We start from the raw sequence: 24420 nt of genomic DNA, 5'->3' as shown, positions 1-24420 counted from the left end.
GACCGCCAAAAGGTGCGGGCCGCCGTCGGCCGCTCGACGTTGTGCCGGTCAGCGCGGGCGGCGCGCCGCGTGTTCCCTGGCCAGGTCCGCGAAATGGTCATCCGGGTGGCCGGGCTGGAACGTGCCGTACTTCCGCTCAGCCGCGGTCCGGATCAGGAAGTCGGCAATGGCTGGATTCTTCGGCAGCAGCGACCCGTGCAGGTAGCTCGCCACGATGTTGCGGTAGCGGGCACCTTCATGGCCGTCGCTGCTGTTGTTTCCGGTCCCCTTGGCCACGGTGCCGAGCGGCCGCACCCCGTCACCGAGCGTGGTCTGCCCGCTGTGGTTTTCGTAACCCAGCACCTCGCCGAACTCCGGCGTAGCCACTTTGACGTTGCCGATCAGGCGCTCATCGGTGCCGTGGGTCTCCACGTCAAGGACGCCGATGCCGGGGATGACAGCTCCGGTGCGCGTTTTGAAAAATCGTCCAAAAAGCTGGTACAGCCCGCAGATGACCAGCATCGGCGCGCCGTCCTCAGCCAGGTCCTTCAGCACACCCGCCCGTGCCTGCAGGTCGTCCTGGATCACCAGCTGGCCGCTGTCCTGGCCACCACCGCCCACAATGATGTCCACGTCCTCCGGGAAGGGATCACCCACGTTGTACTCAAGCAGCTCCGGAGTGTAGCCGTGCCATTTGATGCGCTGCTGAAGAACCAGGGCGTTGCCCCAGTCTCCGTAAATGTTCATGTCGCGCGGGTAGAGCTGGACAACACGGATGGTGCCCTTGCCCGCGGAGCTTTCCCTTGCGGAATCCACGCCTGCCTGGCTCAAGAGACAACCTCCACGGTGGTGATTTTGGACAGCTCGCGGCGGATGGCCAGCATTGCCGTGTAGGTGCAGAAAATGCGCTTCGGCTTGCCCTGGGCTTCCCGGATGAAGGAGGCAAGGGCGGGCGTAATGTCAGGCTCCACCCCGCCGATCCGCACGTCGTCGTACTGCAGGCGCAGGGCCATGTCGTAGGCGCGGGATCCCGTCAGCTGGTCCACTCCGCCCTCGCGCAGGGAGCCGAACTCCACGTCCCACAGCCAGGACATGTCGCGGCCGTCGGCGTAGTTGTCGTTGATGGCAATCATGGTGGCGTAGCCGCCGGCGGGGAAGGACTTCAGGCCGAGCCGGAACCCGCTGGGATTCTTGACCAGGACAAGGTCAAGGGGCTGGCCGTCAACGGTGAGGCTTTCGCCGCGGCCGAAGGCAGGGGCAACCTGGGCGAGTGCGGCCAACAGGGTGTCGTGGTTGGCAGTGGCTGCGCCGCCGCCGCAAATACTGCGGGCCAGGGTCAGCGCCGCGGCCGCATTAAAGATGTTGTAGACGCCCCGCAACTTCATCCCGGTGGTGACGGTCACGCCATCGTACTCAAATTCAGCGGTGTCCGCACCAACTTTGCGGAGCACGACGTCGGCGGCAGGCTTCTCGGGAAGGCCCGCCGGAGCGGGACTTCCGGGAGCGGCGCGCATGTCGTCGTCGTTGGGAAAGGTGCCCAACAGCGAATCGTCCAGGCCGAAGTACTTGACGTCCTGCCCGGTCAGGGTGCTGGCGATTCTGGCGACGCGGGGGTCCTCCCGGTTCAGCACCACGGTTCCGGTGGTCTTGGCGGCGATGTGCTGGAGCAGTTGGGCCGTCTTGTCGATCTCACCGAACCGGTCCAGCTGGTCGCGGAGGACGTTCAGGAGCAGGCAGTAACGGGGCGGGACGCTGTTGACGAAGTGCACGGCGTGGGCCTCGTCGAGCTCCAGGACTGCGACGTCGGCATCGAGCCGGCCCCGCCAGTCCACTTCACCCAGCAGTGCGGCGGCGACGCCCCGCGTGAAGTTACTGCCGGTGCGGTTGGTGAAAACCTTCAGCCCCTGGCTCTCCAACAGCTCCACCACCATTTTGGTGGTGGTTGTTTTGCCGTTGGTACCGCTGACCACGGCCACGCCGTGGGGGAGCGTGGTGAGCGTCCGCCGCATGAAGCCGGGATCGATTTTTTCGACCACCAGCCCGGGCAGGGCAGAGCCGCCGCCCCGTAGCCGGGACACCCGGCGGACCAGCTTGCCGAGCGGAACACTGAAGTAGAGCATGCTTCGAATATATCCCAGCAACGGCATGCAACCGCCTTCGGGGTGGGCCTCCGGCGCCGGTCGGGAAGGCCGCGCCCCGTATGCTGGATGGATGACAATTTCCCCTTCAGCCGCTTCCGCGCGCGTGGGCTCGGGCCTGCGGATCGGCGTGCTGGCGCTCCAAGGTGACTTCCGCGAGCACCTCCATGCCATCGAAGCAACGGGAGCCGAGGCCGTTGGGATCCGCCGCGCCAAGGAACTGGACGGCCTGGACGGGCTGGTCATTCCCGGCGGTGAATCCACTGCGATTGACAAGCTCGCCCGCGCCTTCGACCTGGCGGAACCCCTCCGGGAGCGGATCGCCGGCGGCCTGCCCGTTTACGGTTCCTGTGCCGGCATGATCCTGCTCGCTGCGGACATCGCTGATCCCGCCACAGACCTTGCCGGAGCTCCGCAACAGACCTTTGGCGGACTCGATATCACTGTCCGGCGCAACGCCTTTGGCCGGCAGCGGGAGTCCTTCGAAACGGACCTCGACTTCAAGGGACTGGATTTCAGCGCCACGGATACCGGCGTTCCTCCGGTCCACGCCGTCTTCATCCGGGGACCCTGGGTGGAACGCGTAGGCCCCGACGTGGAGATCCTTGCCCAGGTGGAACCGGCGGATCCCGAGCACGCGTCCCACGCGGCGGGCCTGCCGGGGACAGCTAGAATTGTTGCAGTGCGTTCCGGCCACCTGCTGGCCACCTCCTTCCACCCGGAAGTGACTGGGGAGAAACGCGTACACGAACTTTTTATCCGCATGATCAGAGGAGACGCGTAAAGCATGTCAGGACACTCCAAATGGGCAACGACCAAGCATAAAAAGGCCATCCTCGACAGCCGCCGTGCAAAATCGTTCGCCAAGCTGATCAAGAACATTGAAGTCGCCGCCCGCATGGGCGGACCGGACCTCGCCGGCAACCCGAGCCTGGAACTTGCCGTCACCAAGGCCAAGAAGACCTCCGTTCCCGCCGACAATATCGACCGTGCCATCAAGCGTGGCGCCGGCCTCACCGGTGAAGTGGTTGATTACACCGAGATCATGTACGAATGCCGCGGCCCGCAGGGTTCGGCGCTGCTGATCGAATGCCTCACGGACAACAAGAACCGTGCAGCATCCGAGGTCCGCCTGGCCATCTCCCGCAACGGCGGCACCATCGCCGATCCCGGTTCGGTGAGCTACCTCTTCAGCCGCAAGGGCGTCGTCTCGCTGCCGAAGAACGGCCTGAGCGAGGACGACGTACTCATGGCCGTCCTCGATGCCGGGGCCGAGGAAGTCAAGGACAACGGCGACAGCTTCGAGATCCACTCCGAGCCGACCGACCTCCAGGCCATCCGCGAGGCCCTCAAGGAAGCCGGAATCGAGTACGAGACGGATGAGGCCGAGTTTGTTCCCTCGATGGAAGTGCCTCTTGACCTGGAGGCTGCCAAGAAGTTCATGAAGCTCGTTGACGCCCTGGAAGAACTCGACGACGTCCAGAACGTCTACAGCAACGCCGACCTTAGCGACGAAGTCCAGGCTGCCCTGGAATCCGAGTGACGCCCGGCCTTGCCTGCTGAACCCGGCCGCCCATGACGCTGCGCGTACTGGGGGTGGACCCCGGACTGACCCGCTGCGGCATCGGCGTGGTGGACGTTGAACGTAACAGGCGCGCCACCATGGTGGCCGTCGGCGTGGTTGGAACCTCGCCGGACGAAACGCTGGACCAGCGCCTCCTGGTGATCGCCCTGGCCATCGACGAATGGCTGGACCGCTACGAACCCCAGGTCCTCGCCGTCGAGCGTGTCTTCTCCCAGCTCAATGTCAGCACCGTGATGGGTGTCGCGCAGGCGTCCGGCGTGGTGATCGCCGCCGCCGCCCGCCGCGGGATCCCGGTGGCGCTGCACACGCCGTCGGAAGTCAAAGCTGCCGTCACCGGCAGCGGCTCCTCAAACAAGGAGGCGGTGACCAAGCTGGTCACCAAGATCCTCCGGCTGGACGCGCCGCCCCGCCCGGCGGACGCGGCGGACGCCCTGGCGCTGGCCATCACCCACGCCTGGCGGGCAGGCAGCGGCGCGGCTGTTGCCACCACCGGGCCCGGCAGTTCCTCGCTCACGCCCGCCCAAAGAGCGTGGGCTGACGCCGAAGCGAAGGTGCGGCGCGCACGCTGATTGTCCTGGCTGCTTGCTAGGGTATTCGTAGATATGTTCGGATAGCCGGTCCAATTCCTGGAGCCCGGCAAGACACAGGAGCCAGGCCCTTGATCAGTTTCCTTCGCGGAACCGTAGCGCACGTTGGCCTGTCCACGGCCGTCATCGACCTCAACGGTGCTGGCATGAGCGTCAACGCCACCCCGCAGACCCTCAGCCGGCTCCGCACGGGGGAGGAGGGCCAGCTTTTTACGTCCCTGATCGTCCGGGAGGATTCGCTGACCCTCTTTGGTTTCGCGTCCGACGACGAGCGGGAAGTTTTCGATGTCCTGCTCAGTGTCAGCGGGGTTGGCCCGCGGCTGGCTCTCGCGGTTCTCGCCGTCCATGACCCGGAGGCCATCCGGGTGGCAGCACATACAGGGGACAGTAAAACGTTCACCAAGGTGCCCGGCATCGGGCCCAAGGTTGCCGGCCGGATCGTCCTGGAGTTGGCAGGAAAGCTGGTTCCGCACGGCACTGCCGGTGCCGCCAGCGCCCCCACCGCTGCAGAGGCTGCCTGGAAGCCGCAGGTCGTCGCGGCCATGACCAGCCTCGGCTGGTCCGAAAAGGACGCGTCGGCAAGCATCGACAAGGCTTTGGCGGATGATCCCGAGGTCTCGTTCCGCGGCAATGTCCCGGAGATCCTGCGGACCACCCTTCGCTGGCTGGGCCAGGACGGAGCCCGCGCCGGCAACCGCGTAGGCAGCCGTGGCTGAACCGTCAGTGGTGGCTGCGGGTGAGGAGCCGGAGGAACGGGCTATTGAGGCCGCGCTCCGGCCCAAGAACCTGCACGACTTCGTGGGCCAGCACCGGGTCCGCAAGCAGCTGTCCCTGGTGCTGCAGGCCTCCCGCATGCGCGGACGGAGCGCGGACCATGTCCTTTTTTCCGGTCCGCCCGGCCTCGGCAAGACCACCCTTGCAATGATTGTCGCGTCCGAAATGAACGCCCCGCTGCGGATCAGCAGCGGCCCCGCCATCCAGCACGCCGGAGACCTGGCGGCCATCCTTTCCTCCCTGTCGGAGGGCGAAGTCCTGTTCTTGGACGAAATCCACCGGATGTCCCGGCCGGCAGAAGAAATGCTTTACATGGCCATGGAGGACTTCCGCGTGGACATTGTGGTTGGCAAGGGAGCAGGAGCCACGGCGATTCCGCTTGAGCTTCCCCCGTTCACCCTTGTCGGCGCCACCACCCGCGCCGGTCTCCTGCCCGGGCCGCTGCGTGACCGCTTCGGCTTCACCGGGCACCTGGAGTTCTATTCCGTGTCCGAGCTTGAGCTTGTCCTGCGGCGATCCGCGGGACTGCTGGACCTCAAGGTTAATTCCGCCGGGTTCAGCGAAATCGCCGGACGTTCGCGCGGCACGCCCCGTATCGCCAACAGGCTGCTGCGGCGGGTACGGGACTGGGCGCTGGTCCACGGCATCGAACAGATTGACGCGCGGGCGGCCTCGGCTGCGCTGGACATGTATGAAGTGGACAAAAAGGGGCTGGACAGGCTGGACCGGTCAGTCCTGGAGGCGTTGATCACCAAGTTCGGCGGCGGGCCCGTCGGGCTGTCCACCCTGGCCATCGCCGTCGGCGAAGAAACCGAAACTGTGGAGACCGTCGCAGAACCCTTCCTGGTCCGCGAGGGGCTCCTGGGCCGCACTCCGCGGGGGCGGATCGCCATGGCCCCCGCCTGGACCCACCTTGGCTATGCCATCCCTGCCGGCGTCTTCGGGCAGGAGCCGCTGGACCTGTTCGAAACGGCCGGTGACGAGGCCGGTGGCATGGAAGACTGGGCCCCGCAAAGCCAATAACAGGCCCCCTTCAGCTTTTCCCTTTAGACTGGTATGACGCTCGGCACGTTCGGGTCTTTGTTCCTGCAGCCACCAGAATGCGGTTGCTCCGGCGGTGAAGGAAATCCGTCAGGTTTTCTGTCCGCGAGTCCGGCCAGCGGACGGAACTCATCGGACGTCGCCGTAAACCGGCCAGGCACGCAATAGAACGGATTTTTCCCTTGGATCTAATGTCAATACTCCTCTTCGTCATGCTTGGCGTGTTCATCTTCATGATGTTCCGCCGCAACAAGAAGACGCAGCAGCAGCAGGCTGAACTCCAATCGCAGTTCGCCCCGGGTGTCGAGGTCATGACCAGCTTCGGTCTTTTCGGCCGCATCGTCGACATGGACGACGTCGAGAACAAGGTCACCCTGGAACTCTCCCCGGGCAACCTCGCCACCGTGCATCGCCAGGCCGTCACCAAGATCGTGGAGCCGGCAGCAGCGCCGGAAGCAGTTTCCCCCGCCGTGCCGGATGACGCTTCATCCCTCACCGTCCAGGAAACCGGAACCCAGTCCGCGTCAGTGGAGACGCCGGACGAAACCCTGAAGCGGCTCAACGACGAGGGCAAGAAGGACAACTAGTCCCGCTGGTTCTTCACCACACCTCTACGGCTGCGGATCGCCGCCGGTGCCTGCACTAAGCCCGCGCCGGCGGTTCCTCCGTGAATAGAAGAAAGATCAACAATGGCACGAACTGGCCTTAAGAAACCGGGCCTCAGGGTCCTGGTCTGGCTCGGCGTAATCCTCGCCGTGCTGACTGCTGTCCTTGCCGGCGGCACCATGGCCGGGCAGGCGAGCTGGGCGCCGAAGCTGGCGCTCGACCTCGAAGGCGGCACCCAAATGATCCTGGCGCCGAAGGTGGAGGGCGGTTCGGACATCAATGAAGAACAGCTCAACCAGGCTGTCGCGATCATCCGCCAGCGCGTGGACGGTTCCGGCGTTGCCGAAGCGGAAATCAGCACACAGTCCGGGCGCAACGTGGTGGTCAGCCTTCCCGGCACCCCCTCAAGCCAGACGCGCGACCTCATCCAGGCCTCGGCTGACATGAACTTCCGCCCCGTCCTCCTCAATGGTGCAGGCGCACCTGTTCCCGAGGAGTCGCGGGCCCCTGAAGAGCAACTGCCCAAGCCGACGGCGGAACCCGCCAACAGCAGCGACACCAACTGGATCACGCCGGAGATCTACCGGCAGTTCGAAGCCCTTGACTGTGACAACCCGTCCCAGGATGAGCAGGAACGTTCGGATCCGGCCAAGCCGTTGGTCACCTGTGAGCCGGCTTCCGGAACGAACCCCGCCATCAAGTACATCCTCGGTCCGGTGGAGGTAAAGGGCAGCAACATCGTCACGTCCTCCTTCCAGCTCCAGCAGGGTGCACAGGGTGCCGTGACCAACGATTGGGCCGTCAACATCCAGTTCGACGACGAAGGCACCGCCAAGTTCAAGGAAGTCACCGAACGACTGAACCAGTTCTACCTGGCAGCCGGCGGCGAGACGGGCAACGACCCCAAGGCCCAGTTCGCCATTGTGCTGGATGACCAGGTCATCTCTGCTCCCCGTTCGCTTGCGGTCATCACGGACGGCCGCCCCCAGATCACCGGCGGCTTCACCGAACAGAGCGCCAAAGCGCTCTCGGACCAGCTCCGGTTCGGTGCACTGCCCATCAGCTTCGAAATCCAGAGCGAGCAGCAGATCTCTGCCACCCTCGGTGGTGAACAGCTGCGCATGGGACTCCTGGCAGGCGTGATCGGCCTCCTGCTGGTGGTGGTGTACTCCCTGTTCCAGTACCGGGCCCTCGGCTTCGTGACCATCGCCTCGCTGGTGGTGGCCGGCATTCTGACCTATCTCGCCATCGCCATCCTGGGCTGGACCGAAAACTACCGGCTGTCCCTGGCCGGTGTGGCCGGCATCATCGTCGCCATCGGCCAGACGGCAGACTCGTTCATCGTCTACTTCGAGCGCATCCGCGATGAGCTCCGTGAAGGACGCGGCCTGGTATCCGCCGTCGAAAACGGCTGGAAGCGGGCCAAGCGCACGGTTCTGGCTTCCAAGGCCGTGAACCTCCTTGCGGCCCTGGTCCTGTACTTCGTAGCCGTGGGCAACGTCCGCGGCTTTGCCTTCACGCTTGGCCTCACCGCCATCGCCGACCTCATTGTGGTGTTTATGTTTACGCACCCCACCCTGCAGTTGCTGGCGCGTACCAGGTTCTTTGGTGAGGGCCACCGGCTGTCCGGTCTCGACCCCAAGCGCCTGGGCGCCGTGCCGCTTTACCGTGGTGCCGGCCGAATCCGCACGCCTGAAGAAAAGCCGGCCGCCGTGGTCCGCGCCAAGAATGCCGGTGCCGCGGCCGAGGCAGAACGCCGGATGACCATTGCCGAACGCCGGATGGCGCAGAAGCAGGAGCAGCTCGCAGGCTCCTCGAAGTCCGCAGCGAAGGAGAACAAGTAATGCCAAGCTTCGCAAATTTCGGCAACGAGCTCTACACAGGTAAGCGCTCCTACAACTTTGTGGGCGCCAAGAAGATCTGGTTCATCATCGCGGCTGTTGCGGTTGCCCTGTCCATTCTTATTCCGGTGGCCAAGGGCGGGTTCAACCTCGGCATCGAGTTCCGCGGCGGGTCCGAGTTCACCGTCTCAAACGTCAAGACCACTGACGCGGCCGTGGGCGAAAAGGCCGTCACCGATGTGGTGGAGGGCAGCGTCCCGCGCGTAGCCAACGTGGCCGGGACCACCATGCGGATCCAGACCGACAAACTCACCGATGACGAGACCCTTCGCATCAAGGAGGGCCTGACCGCAGCCTATGGCGTCACGGACAACGAAGTGACGTCAACATTTGTGGGTCCGACATGGGGTGCAGATGTAACCAAGCAGGCACTGATCGGCCTGGTGGTTTTTGTGCTCCTGGCCGCGGTGCTGATGGCGTTGTACTTCCGCACCTGGAAGATGTCGCTCTCGGCAATAGCCGGCATGGTGGTCACGATGTTTGTCACAGCCGGGGTTTACGCCCTCAGTGACTTCGAAGTCACGCCGTCTGCCATCATCGGGTTCCTGACCGTCCTGAGCTACTCGCTCTACGACACGGTGGTGGTTTTCGACAAGATCCGCGAAAACACCGCGGACCTGGATGCATCCACCCGCCGTACCTTTGCTGAGGAAGTCAACCTCGCAGTGAACCAGACCCTGGTCCGCTCGATCAACACCATGATGGTGGCAATCCTCCCCGTGGGCGCCATCCTGTTCATCGGCGCCGGCCTCTTGGGCGCGGGAACCCTGCGCGACCTCTCGCTTGCGCTGTTCGTCGGCATCCTGATTGGAACCGCTGCAACGATTTTCGTCGCCGCTCCCATGTATGCCTGGCTGCGCCAGAACGAACCCGACCTGGCCAGGCAGGCCAAGCGCGTCGAGCACCGCCGGGCCGAGACTGCCACCCGGGCCGGATCAACCGCCGTGGAGCCGGCCCAAAGCTGAGCCACCTGTACGGGCCGGGCAGCGTCAGAACCATGACGCTGCCCGGCCCGTCCGGTTTTTACCGCCGGTTTAAAAAGTCCCCCGGCGGAGGAATAGACTGAAGTAATTAAACGGTGGTGAGGGGTGCTTCATTGGAAGAACGTTCGGCGTCGGTGCCAACGGCACAGGGAGATAAAAGTCCTGCCGGTCTGCAGACCGGTGCGGCGGCCTCCGCACGCCCGGGTTCATTGGTCCCCGTGGACAACTCCGGGTCACGCCCTACGTTCCCCGGCCGGAGGGAACGCACCCGGTCCCGGCTCGCCCGCCTGACCGGGCGTGGTGCGGCAAATTACTCGCCCATCCTTGAACCGCTGCTGAGGACAGTCAGGGCGAACAATCCCAAAGAGGATTTCGATCTGATCCAGCGTGCTTTCGACGTGGCGGAACAAAGCCACCGGGGGCAGAAGCGCAAGAGCGGCGATCCCTACATCACCCACCCGGTGGCAGTGGCCACCATCCTCGCCGAATTGGGACTGAGCGGGACCACCCTGGCGGCGGCCCTCCTGCACGACACTGTGGAGGACACCCCCTACACACTTGCTGACCTGAAGCGCGACTTCGGCCCGGAAGTGGCCATGCTCGTTGACGGCGTCACCAAACTGGACAAGGTCAGCTTCGGGGAAGCAGCCCAGTCCGAAACAGTACGCAAGATGGTCGTGGCCATGGCCAAGGACATCCGCGTGCTGATGATCAAACTGGCCGATAGGCTTCACAACGCCCGCACCTGGCGCTTCGTGTCCGCCGAATCGTCAGCGCGCAAAGCCCGGGAAACGCTGGAAATCTTTGCCCCGCTTGCCCACCGCCTGGGCATGAACACCATCAAATGGGAACTGGAAGACCTCTCCTTCGCAGCGCTCTACCCCAAGGTGTATGAAGAGATTGTCCGCATGGTGGGGGACAGGACCCCGGAGCGGGAGAAGAGCCTGAGCGTCATCCGCGACCAGATCACGGAGGACCTCCGCACGGCCAGGATCAAGGCAACCATCACGGGCCGGCCCAAGCACTACTACTCGATCTACCAAAAGATGGTTGTCCGCGACAAGGACTTCGACGACATCAACGACCTCATGGGCGTCCGTGTCCTGGTGGACTCCGTCCGGGACTGTTATGCGGCCCTTGGAACCATGCATTCGCGGTGGAACCCGCTGCCGGGCAGGTTCAAGGACTACATCGCGATGCCCAAGTTCAATATGTACCAGTCGCTGCACACCACGGTGATCGGCCCGGGCGGGAAGCCTGTGGAAATTCAGATCCGGACCCACGAGATGCACCGCCGCGCCGAATACGGCGTCGCGGCCCACTGGAAGTACAAGGACCAGCCCAACCGGACCGCAGTGGGCCCGGGCAGCCCCCGCGACGGCGACATGGGCTGGCTGCGGTCACTGGTGGACTGGCAGCAGGAAACGTCGGACCCCGGCGAGTTCCTCGACTCGCTGCGGTTCGAAATCAACGCCCGTGAAGTGTTCGTCTTCACCCCCAAGGGTGAGGTCATGGCTCTGCCCGCCGGGTCTACTCCGGTGGACTTCGCGTATGCGGTGCATACCGAGGTGGGGCACCGGACCATCGGGGCCCGCGTCAACGGGAAGCTGGTTCCACTTAACAGCGAGCTGAACCACGGCGACTGGGTGGAAATCTTCACCTCCAAGGCCGAAGGCGCCGGACCCAGCCAGGACTGGCAGCACTTCGTCAAGAGCGCCAGGGCCCGCAACAAAATCCGGCAGTGGTTCAGCAAGGAACGCCGTGAAGAGGCGATCGACCGCGGCAAGGAACTGCTGACCCGGGCCATGCGGAAGCAGAATCTTCCCTTGCAGCGGCTAATGACGCACGAAGCCCTGGCGGCAGTAGCCGAGGAATTCAAGTACGTTGACATTTCCGGCCTCTACGCCGGCGTGGGCGACGGGCACACCTCCGCCCAGTCCGTCATGGAGAAGCTCGTCGAGAGCCTTGGCGGCAATGAAAGCACCGACGATGACATCACTGAGGTCAGTGTCCCCACCCAGGTCACCAAGGCACGGTTCTCCGATTCCGGTGTTGTGGTCCGCGGTGTCGGTGACGTCTGGGTAAAGCTTGCCCGCTGCTGCACTCCGGTGCCGCCGGATCCCATCCTCGGTTTCGTGACCAGGGGCTCGGGGGTGTCAGTGCACCGCACCGACTGCACCAACATCTCCGACTTGAAGGACCAGCCGGACAGGATCGTTGATGTGGACTGGGCGCCGACGCAGTCCAGCGTGTTCCTGGTGGAGATCCAGGTGGAGGCGCTGGACCGCAAATCGCTGCTCTCCGATGTAACGCGTGTGCTGTCCGAAAACCACGTGAACATCCTGGCAGCCAGCGTCCATACCTCAACTGACCGCGTGGCCATTTCAAAGTTCGCGTTCGAGATGGGGGACCCCAAGTACCTGCACCACGTCCTCAGTGCCGTGCGCCGCATTGACGGTGTTTTCGACGTCTACCGCACCACCGGCAACAAGCGCCGGAGCTAGCCGGGCCAACTTTTCCAGTGCCGCCCTCTTATGGGGAACACGGGGGCTGGCCTCGATGGCAAGAACCAGCAAGCGCAGGCGTACATCGTTCTGCGGGCGGGCGAGCAGCCCTTCCAGGGTGGGAATGGCGCGTTCGGCGTCCACGTGGAGGGCGACATCAAGGGCAGTGCGCAGGGGACTGGACACCATCATTCCGCCGAGGCTGACGACGTCGAAGGGCCCAAGCTTGACCTCATGCAGGGTGCAGCCCCTGGTGTTTCGGAGACTTGAAACCCGCCGCTTCGCGTCCACCAGGAGGGCCAGCCGGTCCGGTTCGCCGGCGCAGCCGTAGATCCAGGCCGCCGTCATGCGGCCGGCGACGACCCGCTGCCGCACGGACGCGGGCACCGCCCCCGCTGCTGCCCGTGCACGCAGCTGCGGGGAGGCCGTGGCTCCCGGCAACGTATAGCCGTGCTGGTGGAAACGTTCCAGCAGGCCGTCCGAGGCCAAGGACTGCAGCTCCGGGGAGGCAAAAGGCATGCCCGGGGCGTACAGCTCAGGAAAACGGGGTGCTGCTTCTCCGCCCTGGACATGGTCCCTGCCGCGGGTGGCGGAGGGAGAAGGTGATGGAATGGCCATCCACCCATCCTGCCGCCGCTGCCATTAACAGGCACAGGCCCGGCTCCGGATATGTGGATAACCGGAACCGGGCCTGCATTAAGCGGCGGCCTGAACGTGCCAGGCAATCAGCCTAGGACAGTTCGCTGGCCGAGCGCTGGATCTGGTCAAGCCATGCCTGCCGTGCTTCCAGGGCTTCCTGGGCAGCCTTAATCCGGCGCTGGTCGCCGGTTTTCTCGGCCTTCGCGAGGTCGTCCTGCAACCCGGCAATGGCGGATTCGAGCTGGGAGAGGGCGCTGTTGGTGCGGGCCTTCCGTTCCGGGTTGGACCGCTGCCACTGCTCTTCCTCAGCGTGGCGCACTGCATCCTCAACCTTGCGCAGTCCGGCCTCGATCCGTCCCATGTCGGCCCGGGGGACCTTGCCGGCCTCTTCCCAGCGGTCACGGACGGACTGCAGTGCCTTCTTGGCCGCCGCAAGGTCCTTCACCGGAAGGATCGCGTTGGCCTCGGCCAGGAGGGCTTCCTTGACCGTGAGGTTCGCGGAGTACTCCTGGTCGATCTCGTCATTGGCGGCTTGCCGGTTGGTGAAGAAGACGTCCTGGGCGGCACGGAACCGGGCCCACAGGGCGTCGTCGTCCTTGCGGCTGGCCCGCGGGGAGGCCTTCCACTGGTCCATCAGGCGGCGGTACTCGCCGGCGGCGAAACCCCAGTCAGTGGACGTCGACAGGGCTTCCGCTTCTGCAATCAGCTTTTCCTTGGCCGATTTGGCAGCGGAGTTGTTGCTGTCCAGCTGGGAGAAGTAGGCCCGGCGGTGCCGGTCAAAGACGGTGCGGGCGGCACGGAAGCGCTTCCACAGCGCGTCTTCGTTGCTGCGCCCCAGGCGGACTCCGCTCTTCTGGGCACCTTTCCAGGTCTCGAAGAGTTCGTTCATCCTGGCGCTGGAGGTCTTCCACTGCGTCTGGGCCGGATCTTGGCCGGAGATCTGCTCGGCTTCGGCAACAATCGCCTCACGCGCTGCGAGCTCGGAGGCGCGGACGGCGTCATGCTCAGCCTTTTCCGCCTTCTCCAGTTCAGCGATCTGGCTGGAGAGCTCGTCGAGGCGTGCCTCGGCCGACCGGAGGTCGCCCACCATGTTCCGTTCGGCCAGCTGCTCGCGAAGGTGCGTGACGGTCTTCTGCATGTCCGTGCTCGGGGCCTTGGAGCTGACGCGCTGCTCGAGCAGCACAATCTGGGCCACCACGTCGTCGTACTTCCGGGCAAAGTACGCCAGGGCTTCGTCGTCGCTGACGTCCGGGTACTGGCCTACAGGGTGCTCGGCGCCGTCAATAGTCAGGAAAACGTGGCCGTCCCCCTCCACGCGTCCCCATTTTGAGGCTTCCGCAAGGGAAGTGGCAGGAACTGTGGCGACCGGTGCTGCGGCAGGTGCGGCGGCGGGCTTGGGGCGGGAGGCAAAGGCGGCCGGGGAGGGCGCCGGACGGGGCGACGGTGCCGGGGCGCTGCCCTCCGGTTCAGTGCTTTGCGGTGCCGGGGCGCTGCCCTCCGGTTCAGTGCTTTGCGGTGCCGCGGCGCTGCCCTCCGCTTCAGTGCTTTGCGGTGCCGGGGCGCTGCCCTCAGGTGCATCGTCCACGGGGGCTTCCGCTGCCGGGGTGGTGGCTGCTTCAGATGTCGCCTCTTCGGCGGCGGGTGCCGCCGTCTCGGTCAGGTCTGTTGCTGTTTCGTCGGATTTCTGACTGTCTGTCACCGCTAAAAGTCTTTCGCTTGGAGGAAAATACTCAGGTCCTGCGCCGCAGCCGCCGTGGCCGGGCCTCCTACTTCAGAGAGAACGAGTCTATCGTGACTGGTTCCACAGGTGCGCCGTCTGTGTCGCTGCTGCCCGGCGTAATTCCGGACGCCGCTATATTCGACACCGTTTCCAGGCCGGATGTCACCCTTCCGACCACCGTGTACCCGCCGGCAGTATCGGGCGGGATAGCCGTGTCCTTGTAGACAATGAAGAACTGCGTGCCGTTCCCGAAGGCGTTGTTGCCTGTGCGGGCCACGGCCACAGTCCCGGCGGGATAAGTATCGTCAGCGGGGGTGTTTTCCAGCGGTCCCCACGTGTAGTCAGGATCGCCTTGGCCATCAGGGCCGGAGGCACCGCACTGCAGCAGCCCGAAGGCCTCACCGGTGGTGAGGCGATGGCAGGATTTTCCGTTGTAATAGCCCTCGTCGCTGAGGGACTTAAAAACAGCTGCTGCCTGCGGGGCGTTTGTCCCATCAAGCTCCACAGTAAGTGGGCTCCCGTTAAGGACCAGGTCGCCGGTGAAGGTCTTGCCCGCAGCCGTTTCGGCCGCCGGGATATTAGGCCCGTTGGTCGCCTGGGCGGTCGGGCTGGCAGATGCAGAAGCGGATGGGCTCGTCAGCGCCGCCTCGGCGGCGGCGAATTCCTCCTCGGTCGGATTCCCGGCAAAAGCGGTCAGCTGAAGTACGACGGCGAGCACGACGGCGGCGGTTCCGGCGCCGGCGGCGATAACGTTGTCCCGCTTGCGCCGCTTCTCCTGCTCCCGCCGCAGCTCGCGCTTGGCTTCCATCTGCTGGATGCGGCGCTTTGCTTCGCGGGCGCTGCGTGAACTGGCCGCCAAGGGTCCTCCTTATAGTCGGGCTGCTGCACGGCGTGGCTGAGGCCCCGGGCGCAGTTGTCTGACGGCCGAGCCCTGCCGGTCCGCCGCATTAGAGATGCCGGCGGATGACGCATAAACTGACTGCCGCACATAGTTTATGCATGACTGGCTGGACTGCCGCCGTTCCTGGCCCGTTTCGGGATGCCGGGCAAGTCCCAGGCACAACACCTACGAGGAGAAAATCCACCATGGCACGCACCGCCTCCCTGTCCGGATTCCCCGAGTGGCTTCCCGAGGAGCGGCTGGTGGAGCTGCACGTGCTGGATACGCTCCGCCGGGTCTTCGAGCTGCACGGCTTCTCTTCCATCGAGACCCGGGCCGTGGAAACGGTTGGCCAGCTGCTGCGCAAGGGTGAGATTGACAAGGAAGTGTACGGCCTCAGCCGTCTCCAGGAGGACGACAGCGACAACCCCGTCAAGGCAGGTAAGGCCGATCCGCACGCGCTTGCCCTGCACTTTGACCTCACCGTGCCTTTTGCCCGTTATGTGGTGGAGAACGCCGGCTATCTCGCCTTCCCGTTCCGCCGTTACCAAATCCAGAAGGTTTGGCGCGGTGAGCGTCCGCAGGAAGGCCGCGCCCGTGAATTCACGCAGGCGGACATCGACGTGGTGGGGGACGGCGACCTGCCCTTCCGGTACGACGTCGAAATCGCCCTGGTGATCGCCGAGGCCCTCAGCTCACTCCCGATCCCGGACTTCCGGCTGCGAATCAACAACCGCAAGCTCGCTGAGGGCTTCTACCGCGGTATCGGACTCGAAGACACTGCCGGCGTGCTGCGCAGTATCGACAAACTCGAAAAGATCGGACCTGACAAGGTGGCCGACCTGTTGAAGGCGGAACTGGGGGCCACCGACGAACAGGCGCAGAAGGCCCTGCAGTTGGCTGCGATCCGTACCGAGGACACATCATTCGTGGCACAGGTTCAGGCGCTGGGGGTCAGCAATGGCCTGCTCGATGAGGGCCTGAACGAGCTGGAACAGGTGATCGAGGCCGCTGTCCAGCGCGCCCCCGGCAAGGTGGTGGCTGACCTCAGCATCGCCCGCGGCCTGGACTACTACACCGGCACCGTGGTGGAAACCGTTCTGGTGGGCCACGAGCAGCTGGGCTCCATCTGCTCCGGCGGACGGTACGACGCGTTGGCTTCAAAGGGCAACCGGAAATTTCCCGGTGTGGGCCTGTCCATCGGCGTCACCCGGCTGGTCTCACGCATCCTCAGCCAGGAGCTGGCCAAGGCTTCGCGCTCTGTTCCTACCGCGGTACTGGTTTCCCTCACCTCTGATGACAGCTGGAGTGCGGCACAGGACGTGGCTGCCCAGCTCCGCAGCCGTGGCATTGCCACCGAGGTGGCGGCGAAGGCAGAGAAGTTCGGCAAGCAGATCAAGTTCGCCGACCGGCGGGGCATCCCCTTCGTCTGGTTCACGGACGACGACGGCACCCACCAGGTGAAGGACATCCGCACGGGCGAGCAGGTTGTCGCTTTCCCCGAAACCTGGACCCCGCCGTCGGAGGATCTGACGGTTCAAGTGACCTCGACGGTTCAGGTGCCATCCGCCGTTTAGGTGGGGTCTCCCTTCGCCGTTCAGGGAACTTACGTTTCACGCCACCGATTGTTTGAAGTGGGCGCGTTTGAGTGCCGCGGTGCGCGCTTGGTGCTGACGACGGCGGCGCGGCGCAGCATCCCCTGTGGTCGCTAAGGTGCCGGTCGAGCGAGTCCCGGTCAGCTGTGTGCCGGGCAGCGGGGGAGCTGTTGACCGGTAGCGGTGGCCCGTGATGGCCCGGTCCCCGGCGCTGGTGAGGGCGCCTGTGTCGGCGGCGATTTCCTCGTCCACGGCGGTCCGGTCCTCGGCGGACAGGCACCGCTGTTTCTTTCACGATCAAGGTGCCCGGAGCTGGTCAATTATTGCCGGGCCATCAACCGCCGGGCGAAGAGAAGCCACGATACGCACGGCATCAGCAACCCGGGGACCAGGAGAACTTCCCACTGCTTGAGCCGCTTCCTGACCCCGGGTTCCCGACGACGCTCTTGCTTCCATGGACAAAGTCTTCCAGCCGGGCCTGACAAAAACAGATGGTGGGCGGCTTATGTGGAAAACTTTGCCCGCAACCGCAGCACCAGCCAGCGCCCGGCCACGCCGGCGGCCAGGACGGCTGTCATGGTGAGCACCGAGGCGGGTGGAAGGGTGAAGGCCAGCAGCAGGCAGGCCGCGAAGCCGACTGCGTTGAGCCACTTGGGTGCGTACCCGGGGTGGGATGCCAGCGTGTAGGCAGAGGCGTTGGCCACGGCGTAATACAGGAGCACGCCGAAACTTGAAAAGCCCACTACCGTCATGACGTCGGTGGTCAGCAGGAGGAGGATAACGACGGCGGCCACGGCGATTTCTGCAGCGTAGGGAACGGTGTGCTTGCCGCCTACCCGTGCCAGCGGCCCGGGAAGGTCACGTTCGCGTGCCATGGCCAAAGTGGTTCTGCCCACGCCGGTGATGAGGGCAAGGAGCGCGCCGAGGCACGCAGCCGCCGCGCCCGCCTGCACCACCGGCGCGCCGGCCGCCAGCCCTGACTGCAGGACCGCTTCCAGCAGCGGGGTCTGCGTGGCCGCCAATTGTCCGCCGGGAAGGTGGTTGAGCAGCAGCATTGCCAACGCCAGGTAAATGGCGAAGGCGGCAGCCAGCGCGGCAAGGATGGCCCGCGGGATGGACCGGGACGGGTCCTTGACTTCCTCACCGAGCGTGGCAATCCGGGCGTAACCGGCAAAGGCGAAAAACAGCAGGCCGGCAGCCGGCAGCACACCCCCGGGTCCGCCCGAACCAGCCGCCGTAAACCCGGCCGCCGGGTGCGGCCCAACAATCGCGGCGACGGCGACAAACACCAGGGTGGCCAACACCACGCACAGCAGGATCCGGGTCAGCAGGGCCGTCCGGGTGATCCCCAGCAAGTTGACGACGGTCAACGCCACCACCGCTGCGATGGCGACGGGCACTGCGTAATCACCGGCCACATAGCTGCCAAACGTCAGCGCCATCGCCGCACACGAGGCGGTTTTTCCGGTAACAAAGCCCCAGCCGGCGAGGAATCCCGGCCACTCACCGAGCTGTTTCCGGCCATAAATATAGGTTCCGCCGCTGGTGGGATACTTCGCGGCCAGTGCTGCTGATGCCACGGCATTGCAGTACGCCACTGCTCCCGCGATCACCACCGAGAGGACCAGCAAACTCCCTGCCAACGACGCGGCGGGGGAAAAGACGACGAACACGCCCGCGCCCAACATGGAGCCCAGGCCGATGGTGGTGGCATCGAAGGTGCCAAGCCTTCGATGCAGTTGCTGGTGCGCGCTCATGCGGTGACTGTCCCTTTGCAGCGGGTAAACTCGAACGGAATCGTTCCCCGAACGATCCTATTCAACTTCCCGTATGACTTCCCGTGTTACCCCGCAGAAAGGCGTGCTGTGCTGCGCACACATGACCTCGGAATCCTTCGTTCCGAGCACATTGGACAAACCGTAACCCTCGCTGGCTGGGTGGGCCGCCGTCGTGATCACGGCGGTGTCGCTTTCGTTGACCTGCGCGATGCATCCGGCGTGGCACAGGTTGTGGTCCGCGAGGAAGAAGTTTTCCACGGACTGCGCAACGAGTATGTCCTGCAGGTCACCGGCACGGTCTCCAAGCGGCCGGAAGGCAATGAAAACCCTGCGCTGGCCACCGGCGAGATCGAGGTCATGGCGGACAAGGTGGTCATCCTCAACACCTCCGAGCCGCTCCCGTTCCAGATCGACGAGCACGTTGAGGTGGGCGAGGAAGCACGCCTGAAGCACCGCTACCTGGACCTGCGCCGCCCCGGCCCTGCCCGCAACCTCCGGCTCCGCTCCGAGGCAAACCGCGTGGCCCGTGAGCTGCTGCACCAGGACGGCTTCGTCGAGGTTGAAACGCCCACGCTGACCCGTTCGACGCCGGAAGGCGCCCGGGACTTCGTGGTCCCCGCCCGCCTGGCCCCGGGTTCGTGGTACGCCCTGCCGCAGTCACCGCAGCTTTTCAAGCAGCTCCTGCAGGTGGGCGGTTTCGAGAAGTACTACCAGATCGCCCGCTGCTACCGCGATGAAGACTTCCGCGCCGACCGCCAGCCGGAATTCACCCAGCTGGACATCGAAGCCAGCTTCGTGGACCAGGACGACATCATTGCCCTCGGCGAAAACATCGTCAAGGCACTCTGGAAGCTGATCGACGTCGAGATCCCCACGCCCATCCAGCGCATCACCTACGCGGACGCCATGGCCCGGTACGGCTCGGACAAGCCCGACCTCCGCTTCGGCGTGGAGCTGACCGAGCTCACCGAGTTCTTCAAGGACACCAACTTCGGCGTCTTCAAGGCCCCGTACGTCGGCGCCGTGGTGATGCCGGGCGGTGCCTCCCAGCCCCGCCGCACCCTTGACGGCTGGCAGGAGTTCGCCAAGCAGCGCGGGCACAAGGGCCTTGCGTATGTCCTGTTCAAGGAAGACGGCGAGCTCGCCGGCCCGGTCGCCAAGAACCTGACTGACACCGAGCGCGAAGGCCTTGCCGGTGCAGTAGGCGCCAAGCCCGGCGACTGCATCTTCTTCGCGGCCGGCGAGAAGTCTGCCGCCCGCGCCCTCCTCGGTGCTGCCCGCGTCGAGATCGGCCACCGCACCGGCCTGATCGACCCCAGTGCCTGGGCCTTCTGCTGGGTAGTGGACGCGCCCATGTTCGAGCCGGCCGCCGCAGCGGTGGCGTCCGGGGACGTAGCCGTCGGCGGTGGCAAGTGGACGGCCGTGCACCACGCCTTCACCTCGCCCAAGCCCGAATTCCTGGACACGTTCGACCAGGATCCGGAGTCGGCCTTGTCCTACGCGTACGACATCGTCTGCAATGGCAACGAAATCGGCGGCGGTTCCATCCGTATCCACGAGCGCGATGTGCAGGAACGCGTCTTCGAACTGATGGGCCTCGACCGCGAGGATGCCCAGACCAAGTTCGGCTTCCTGCTGGAGGGTTTCAAGTACGGCGCCCCTCCGCACGGCGGCATCGCCTTCGGCTGGGACCGCGTGGTGGCACTGCTGGCCGGAGTCGAGTCCATCCGCGACGTTATCGCCTTCCCGAAGACCGGCAACGGTTACGATCCCCTGACGGCGGCCCCTGCCCCCATCACGCCGCAGCAGCGCAAGGAAGCCGGCGTGGACTTCAAGCCGGAGGCCAAGCCGGCCGACGGCAAGTAAAGCACCGCTGATCCAACTGAAGGCTCTCCCGGAAGGGAGGGCCTTCAGGCTTATCCGCAGACAGGAGCCGTTGTGGTCCACAGCCTCCGCGGGCAGCAGACCCGCGTTATCGAAACGCTCATGGACAAGGCCTGGCCCGCCGTCGAGCGTTACGACACGGGGGAGTGGGTCCTCCGGGCTGCCGCCGGAGTCACCCAGCGGGCCAACTCGGTGTGGCCGCGGGATGCAGCCGCGGAGCCCCAGGCTGCACTGCGCGAGGCCGTCCAGTGGTACCGGACGCGGCGTCTTCCCCTGATCTTCCAGGTCACGGACGCCACTGCCAACGCCGGGCTAAACGATCTTTTGGACGTTCAGGGCTTTACCCGGCAATCGGAGACGCTCATCATGGCCCGGGCTGCCGGTATTAGCCCTCTCGGGCCAGCAGCTGCTGTGAAGGTTGAAATCCGGGACCAGCCGGGCGAGGAATGGCTGGACCTTTGGTGGAGCGTGGACGGCCGGGGCGGCCAGGCCGAACGGGAGACGGCGCGCACCATCCTGGCCGGGTGCCCTTCCCGCTATGCCCTGGTGAGGGACGACGACGGCGGGCCGGCCGCCGTCGGGCGCCTCGCCCTGGTGGACGGAACCGGCGGCATCTACTGCATGGCTACGTCACCGTCCCGCAGGAGGCGCGGCTACGCTTCGGCGGTGCTGCAGGCGCTCCTGACCGACGGGGACGCGCGCGGCCTTGCCAACTTTTGGTTGCTGGTCACAGCGGCCAACCATGCAGCCCAGCGGCTGTACAGCGAAGCGGGGTTCAAGGTGTCGGGCCGCTACGTCTACCGCCAGCAGCGGCCCTGCGTGCCCTGACCGGCTGCTGAGCTCAACCCTCGGCGGTTACGTCCGCATCGTTGGGAATGAAGATCGACTCAATCGGCTTGCCAAAAAGCCTTGCGATGCGGAAGGCCAAAGGAAGGGCAGGGTCGTAGCGGCCGGTCTCCAACGCGTTCACCGTCTGCCGTGAGACGCCCAACTGATCGGCGAGATTCCCTTGCGTCCACCCGCGTGACTCGCGAAGCGCCTTCAGGTGGTTGTTCACCGCCGGGCCACCACGGTGCTTGTGACGATCCAGCCCAGCATGCCTGCGCCGTAGATGACCCAGCCGATCCCCACGAAGCTCATACCCGCTATCTCCAGGAAGGCAACGGTCACAGAGGCAACCATGGCAACAGCGAAGCCGCCGCCCAGGGCCTGCAGCAGCAGGAGCCGCTGGTAATCGTCGATGCGGCGCGCATGGCGGAGTACTGCCCTCACGATCCACAAGCTGGGTATCACCGGCAGGACGGCCCAGACAAAGCGCCAAGGGCTGCTCCCATCCAGGCCGCCCCAGAGAAGCACTGCCGTAAGCACCACGGCGTAGGCACCGATGCCTGGCCAGAAGTCGAGGTTGTAGGCACGGGAAACTGCGCGGTCGCCGGCGCTGCGGTCATTCCTGTCAAGTTTGCTTGTCATGGCTTCAGTGTGCAGCGCCCGGCAGGGCGTGTCAAGCATCCTTGTCACCATGAATGCGTACCTTCATTGGCCGGGTGGATCGCTGACCTGGATCCGTACTGAGCATGCGTCCGCGGCCGCCTTCTTTAGCACCGCAGCCTTGGGGTCCGGAACGTCAAGGTAGGCCAGCCGCGGCAGCCCCGCGTAGTCCTTCAGGGCAGGGTGGTCGAGGACAAAGCCCGCCAATGCCCGGTCACCGCCCGGGACGACGTACTCAAACGGCTCCCCGCTGAAAACCCGGGCAGCCTGTTCGGCTACAGCATCCACGAGTGCGTCCGCCTGGTTGGACCGCCGCCGCGCGAACCGCTGCTGCGACTGGCCGCCCGCGGCGGTTCTGGACTGCACGTAGGTGGAGCCGACCTTTGAAGCCAGGGCCACCCCCTCGCTCACTACCGCCACCCCGTATCCTCCACGCCTAACGAGGAGGAGGCCGAGCCGGCGAGGCTGTACCGCAAGGGAAGCGAGCCGTTGCAGCGCATCCGCGCCGCGGCCAGGCCTGCCGTCGCTGGGCCAGGGTGCCTGCAGGAGTGCTTCGGCGCCGTCGTCGGCGAGGAGGCGCAGGCCGTCGTCGTCATCCCGCAGCTGAAACCCGCCGTGCGCGGCGCCGAACCTCTCCGCCCAGCCGGCCAGCCGGCCACCGGGGACGAAAGCAGTACGCACGGAGGGAGGCTTGGCTCCGCCGGTGCTGCGAGCGGACATGGTGGCATTCCTTTACAGGCAGGGCGGACTCCCGGGCGAAATCCGGAAGTGAACTCGAAGTAGCCTATCTATGTGGAAGATCTCTTCGGGCACGGCACCGGCAATGATGATGACGACGACGGTTCCATAGCCGCCGCCCGGACTGCAGCGCCGGGAACCAAGGCTTCCCCCCGCGGCCCGCTCGCCGTCCGGATGCGTCCCCGCACCCTTGATGAGGTAGTGGGCCAGCAGCACCTCCTCGGCCAGGGGTCGCCCCTGCGCCAGCTGGCCGCCGGGGCCGGAGCAGACACAACAGGCCCCGCTGGACCCACCTCCCTCATCCTCTGGGGCCCACCGGGAACCGGCAAAACGACCCTCGCCCACGTGATTGCCCGCGGACCGGGAAGGAAATTCGTGGAACTCTCCGCGATTACCGCCGGTGTCAAGGACGTGCGGCGCGTGATGGACGAGGCCCTGACGGCCCGCGACCTCTACAAGGCCACCACGGTCCTGTTTTTGGACGAAATCCACCGCTTCAACAAGGCCCAGCAGGATGCCCTGCTGCCCGGCGTCGAAAACCGCTGGGTGGTGCTGGTTGCCGCCACCACCGAGAATCCGTCGTTCTCAGTGGTGTCACCGCTGCTGTCCCGCTCACTGCTGCTGACGCTCCGTCCGCTCACTGACGCGGACATTGAAGGACTGATTCAGCGCGCAGTCGCCGATCCGCGCGGGCTGAACGGGAAAGTAGGCCTTACTGAGGAGGCACTCGACCATCTCGTACGGCTTTCCGGCGGCGACGCACGCCGGGCCCTGACGGCACTGGAGGCGGCCGCCGGCGTTGCCTTCGGGGATGCGGACGATGCAGGGGAGGGACCCGTCGCCGTCGACCTTAAACACACCGAGCGTGCCCTGGATGTAGCCGCGGTCCGGTATGACCGTGCCGGCGACCAGCACTATGACGTCATCAGCGCCTTCATAAAATCGATCCGCGGCTCCGACGTCGATGCGGCCCTGCACTACCTGGCCCGCATGCTTGAAGCGGGGGAGGACCCGCGCTTCATAGCCCGCCGGATCGTGATCTCGGCAGCGGAGGACGTGGGAATGGCGGATCCCACGGCGCTGCAAACTGCGGTGGCCGCAGCCCAGGCGGTGCAGCTGATCGGCATGCCCGAGGGGCGGATCATCCTGGCCGAAGCTGTGGTGCATCTTGCCACGGCCCCTAAGTCCAATGCCGCGTACATGGGCATCAACAAAGCCGTCTCGGATGTGCGGGCAGGGCTGGGGAACGGTATCCCCGCCCATCTGCGGGACGCGCACTACCCTGGCTCCAAGCAGCTGGGCCACGGCCTCGGCTACAAGTACGCCCACGACGCTCCCCATGGAGTGGCCACGCAGCAGTATCCGCCCGATGACCTGGTGGGAAGGGACTACTACCAGCCCACCGCCAACGGTGCGGAGCGGGACATCGCGGTGCGGCTGGAGCGGCTGCGGAAGATCGTCCGGGGCAAGTAGCCGCCGTGGTAGGATAGATGTTTGTCTGGCAAGGCACAGACGCACAATCTCCCCAATTTTACGTTGAGAAGGTTATGCCCTGCGCCCAGTAGCAAAAGGCAGCGGTTGGCCGATGCTCTCCATCGTG

Annotated in this window: 23 protein-coding genes; 13 read left to right on the top strand and 10 right to left on the bottom strand. The window is 65.3% G+C overall.

Translation table 11 applies throughout. The features are described from left to right. Positions 1-48 precede the first annotated feature (48 nt). Both M1D93_RS10600 and M1D93_RS10595 read right to left on the bottom strand, forming a co-directional pair. Positions 49-810, bottom strand: a complete 762-nt coding sequence (locus tag M1D93_RS10600) for a type 1 glutamine amidotransferase (protein ID WP_461171538.1) — start codon at positions 808-810, stop codon at positions 49-51. Then, positions 807-2099 (bottom strand): MurT ligase domain-containing protein, encoded by a 1293-nt coding sequence (locus tag M1D93_RS10595; protein WP_461171537.1) that lies wholly within the window; start codon positions 2097-2099, stop codon positions 807-809. The genes M1D93_RS10600 and M1D93_RS10595 overlap by 4 nt, the downstream gene beginning before the upstream one ends. A 91-nt stretch (positions 2100-2190) precedes the next feature. Here M1D93_RS10595 and pdxT point away from each other — a divergent pair, with 91 nt between their 5' ends. The 9 genes from pdxT (at position 2191) to M1D93_RS10550 (ending at position 12098) form a co-directional block, all read left to right on the top strand. Beyond that, on the top strand, positions 2191-2901 hold the full coding sequence (gene pdxT, locus M1D93_RS10590) for a pyridoxal 5'-phosphate synthase glutaminase subunit PdxT (protein ID WP_461171536.1): 711 nt from the start codon (positions 2191-2193) through the stop codon (positions 2899-2901). A gap of 3 nt (positions 2902-2904) precedes the next feature. Beyond that, entirely contained in the window at positions 2905-3660 is a 756-nt protein-coding gene (locus M1D93_RS10585) for a YebC/PmpR family DNA-binding transcriptional regulator (RefSeq protein WP_461171535.1), read from the top strand. Between the two features lie 32 nt (positions 3661-3692). Beyond that, positions 3693-4271 carry a crossover junction endodeoxyribonuclease RuvC gene (gene ruvC, locus M1D93_RS10580; protein ID WP_461171534.1) on the top strand — a complete coding sequence of 193 codons (579 nt, stop codon included), beginning with the start codon at positions 3693-3695 and terminating at the stop codon, positions 4269-4271. 89 nt (positions 4272-4360) lie between these two features. After that, a complete protein-coding gene (gene ruvA, locus M1D93_RS10575; RefSeq protein ID WP_461171533.1) occupies positions 4361-5005 on the top strand; it encodes a Holliday junction branch migration protein RuvA in 645 nt (214 codons plus the stop codon). Continuing rightward, the gene (gene ruvB, locus M1D93_RS10570; protein ID WP_461171532.1) at positions 4998-6086 is read left to right on the top strand and encodes a Holliday junction branch migration DNA helicase RuvB; all 1089 of its coding nucleotides are present in this window, start codon (positions 4998-5000) and stop codon (positions 6084-6086) included. The genes ruvA and ruvB overlap by 8 nt, the downstream gene beginning before the upstream one ends. Before the next feature lie 209 nt (positions 6087-6295). Next, on the top strand, positions 6296-6691 hold the full coding sequence (gene yajC, locus M1D93_RS10565) for a preprotein translocase subunit YajC (RefSeq protein ID WP_461171531.1): 396 nt from the start codon (positions 6296-6298) through the stop codon (positions 6689-6691). Between the two features lie 102 nt (positions 6692-6793). Further along, the gene (gene secD / locus M1D93_RS10560) at positions 6794-8554 is read left to right on the top strand and encodes a protein translocase subunit SecD (protein WP_461171530.1); all 1761 of its coding nucleotides are present in this window, start codon (positions 6794-6796) and stop codon (positions 8552-8554) included. Beyond that, positions 8554-9576: a protein translocase subunit SecF gene (secF, locus tag M1D93_RS10555; protein ID WP_461171529.1), complete on the top strand. Its 1023-nt coding sequence runs from the start codon at positions 8554-8556 to the stop codon at positions 9574-9576. Before secD ends, secF begins: the two co-directional genes overlap by 1 nt. 131 nt (positions 9577-9707) lie before the next feature. Continuing rightward, complete coding sequence (locus tag M1D93_RS10550; protein ID WP_461171528.1) at positions 9708-12098, top strand: RelA/SpoT family protein; 2391 nt, start codon at positions 9708-9710, stop codon at positions 12096-12098. Here the strand turns inward: M1D93_RS10550 and M1D93_RS10545 are convergent. From M1D93_RS10545 to M1D93_RS10535, 3 genes are all read right to left on the bottom strand, one after another. Continuing rightward, a complete protein-coding gene (locus M1D93_RS10545; protein WP_461171527.1) occupies positions 11979-12716 on the bottom strand; it encodes a hypothetical protein in 738 nt (245 codons plus the stop codon). The two genes, M1D93_RS10550 and M1D93_RS10545, sit on opposite strands and share 120 nt — an antisense overlap. 112 nt (positions 12717-12828) lie before the next feature. Then, positions 12829-14436: a DUF349 domain-containing protein gene (locus tag M1D93_RS10540; protein WP_461171526.1), complete on the bottom strand. Its 1608-nt coding sequence runs from the start codon at positions 14434-14436 to the stop codon at positions 12829-12831. Between the two features lie 67 nt (positions 14437-14503). Beyond that, entirely contained in the window at positions 14504-15316 is an 813-nt protein-coding gene (locus M1D93_RS10535; RefSeq protein WP_461171525.1) for a peptidylprolyl isomerase, read from the bottom strand. 227 nt (positions 15317-15543) lie between these two features. On the opposite strand from M1D93_RS10535, the gene hisS reads away from it, so the two are divergent. Beyond that, positions 15544-16914, top strand: coding sequence for a histidine--tRNA ligase (gene hisS / locus M1D93_RS10530; protein WP_461171524.1), 1371 nt, complete (start codon positions 15544-15546; stop codon positions 16912-16914). 36 nt (positions 16915-16950) lie between these two features. Here the strand turns inward: hisS and M1D93_RS10525 are convergent, their stop codons facing one another. After that, positions 16951-17184 (bottom strand): hypothetical protein, encoded by a 234-nt coding sequence (locus M1D93_RS10525; RefSeq protein WP_461171523.1) that lies wholly within the window; start codon positions 17182-17184, stop codon positions 16951-16953. Positions 17185-17435: 251 nt separating this feature from the next. After that, complete coding sequence (locus M1D93_RS10520) at positions 17436-18689, bottom strand: APC family permease (RefSeq protein ID WP_461171522.1); 1254 nt, start codon at positions 18687-18689, stop codon at positions 17436-17438. A 108-nt stretch (positions 18690-18797) separates the two neighbouring features. Between M1D93_RS10520 and aspS the strand changes: the two genes are divergently transcribed. Both aspS and M1D93_RS10510 read left to right on the top strand, forming a co-directional pair. Continuing rightward, on the top strand, positions 18798-20576 hold the full coding sequence (gene aspS / locus M1D93_RS10515) for an aspartate--tRNA ligase (protein ID WP_461171521.1): 1779 nt from the start codon (positions 18798-18800) through the stop codon (positions 20574-20576). Between the two features lie 72 nt (positions 20577-20648). Next, positions 20649-21422: a GNAT family N-acetyltransferase gene (locus M1D93_RS10510; protein ID WP_461171520.1), complete on the top strand. Its 774-nt coding sequence runs from the start codon at positions 20649-20651 to the stop codon at positions 21420-21422. A gap of 13 nt (positions 21423-21435) precedes the next feature. Here the strand turns inward: M1D93_RS10510 and M1D93_RS10505 are convergent, their stop codons facing one another. From M1D93_RS10505 to M1D93_RS10495, 3 genes are all read right to left on the bottom strand, one after another. Continuing rightward, the gene (locus M1D93_RS10505) at positions 21436-21651 is read right to left on the bottom strand and encodes a helix-turn-helix transcriptional regulator (protein WP_461171519.1); all 216 of its coding nucleotides are present in this window, start codon (positions 21649-21651) and stop codon (positions 21436-21438) included. Then, positions 21648-22064, bottom strand: coding sequence for a hypothetical protein (locus M1D93_RS10500; RefSeq protein WP_461171518.1), 417 nt, complete (start codon positions 22062-22064; stop codon positions 21648-21650). Before M1D93_RS10500 ends, M1D93_RS10505 begins: the two co-directional genes overlap by 4 nt. 63 nt (positions 22065-22127) lie before the next feature. Next, positions 22128-22802 (bottom strand): acVLRF1 family peptidyl-tRNA hydrolase, encoded by a 675-nt coding sequence (locus tag M1D93_RS10495; RefSeq protein ID WP_461171517.1) that lies wholly within the window; start codon positions 22800-22802, stop codon positions 22128-22130. A 72-nt stretch (positions 22803-22874) separates the two neighbouring features. Here M1D93_RS10495 and M1D93_RS10490 point away from each other — a divergent pair, with 72 nt between their 5' ends. Beyond that, positions 22875-24293, top strand: coding sequence for a replication-associated recombination protein A (locus tag M1D93_RS10490; protein ID WP_461171516.1), 1419 nt, complete (start codon positions 22875-22877; stop codon positions 24291-24293). Positions 24294-24420 lie beyond the last annotated feature (127 nt).

The organism is Arthrobacter sp. Z1-9 (genome assembly GCF_054792695.1).
This window is presented reverse-complemented; position numbering and strand designations above follow the sequence as displayed.